The sequence below is a fragment of the Streptomyces sp. HSW2009 genome (genome assembly GCF_040240285.1).
In the GTDB taxonomy this organism is placed as follows: Bacteria; Actinomycetota; Actinomycetes; order Streptomycetales; family Streptomycetaceae; genus Streptomyces.
Genome location: NZ_JBEHZD010001091.1, coordinates 1 through 861, shown reverse-complemented (window position 1 = coordinate 861; position 861 = coordinate 1). Strand labels below are relative to the sequence as shown.

Sequence of the window (861 nt, the reverse complement as noted above, 5' to 3'; positions counted from 1 at the left end):
CAGGCCGGGCCCTCCCGGACGACACGGCCCTGACCAGCCGTTCCCGCAGACACCGCCGTACGAGCCTCCGGCGGAGCCGCCCCCCCCCCCCCCCCGGGCCCCCCGGCCCGCGCCCCCCCCCGGGCCCGGGCCCCCGGGGGGGGGGGGGGCGCGCCCCCCCGCCCCCGACTGGCGCCCACCAGCGCGGCGGCGCTGCTGGTGGCCGCTGCGGTGGCGGGGTGTTCGTTCGCCGGCCTGTGGCGCATCGAGGGCGCGACCGCGGGCGGCGTACGGGGCGGCGGCGGGCGCGGCGCGGCACGCGGCAGGGCGCCGATGGGGGCGATCCTGCGCGCGCGTGGCGTGGCCCCCGGCATCTTCATCAGCCTCGCCGTGCTCTCCACGACCGACGTCCTCACCGCCTACCTGCCGGTGCTCGGCGAAGACCGCGGCATCGCCCCGTCCACCGTCGGCCTGCTGCTCAGCCTGCGGGCCGCGGCCTCCATCGCCTGCCGGCTAGTGATGACCCCGATGATCCGGCTGGTCGGCCGTACCGCGCTGATGGCCGCGACCTGTCTGGCGGCGGCGCTGCTGTGCGCGGGCATTGCGATCCCGATGCCGGTGTGGGCGCTGGCGGTGGTGCTCGCCGTGCTCGGGTTCGCGCTCGGCGTGGGGCAGCCGCTGTCGATGTCCACGGTGGTGCAGGCCGCGCCCGAAGGCGCGCACGGCACCGCGCTGGCGCTCCGGCTGACCGGCAACCGGCTCGGCCAGGCCGCGGCCCCGGCCGGCGCCGGCGCACTGGCCGGCCTCGCGGGCACGGCCGCCCCGTTCGTGATGCTGGGCGCGCTGCTCTTCGGCTCGGCGCTGGTCGCAGGGCGCGAGCTG

The 861-nt window shown here is 79.9% G+C and carries 1 pseudogene; it reads left to right on the top strand.

The features are described 5' to 3' along the window. Positions 1-168: 168 nt before the first annotated feature. Positions 169-861, top strand: a pseudogene (locus tag AAHZ94_RS34700) (MFS transporter); the annotation flags it as partial.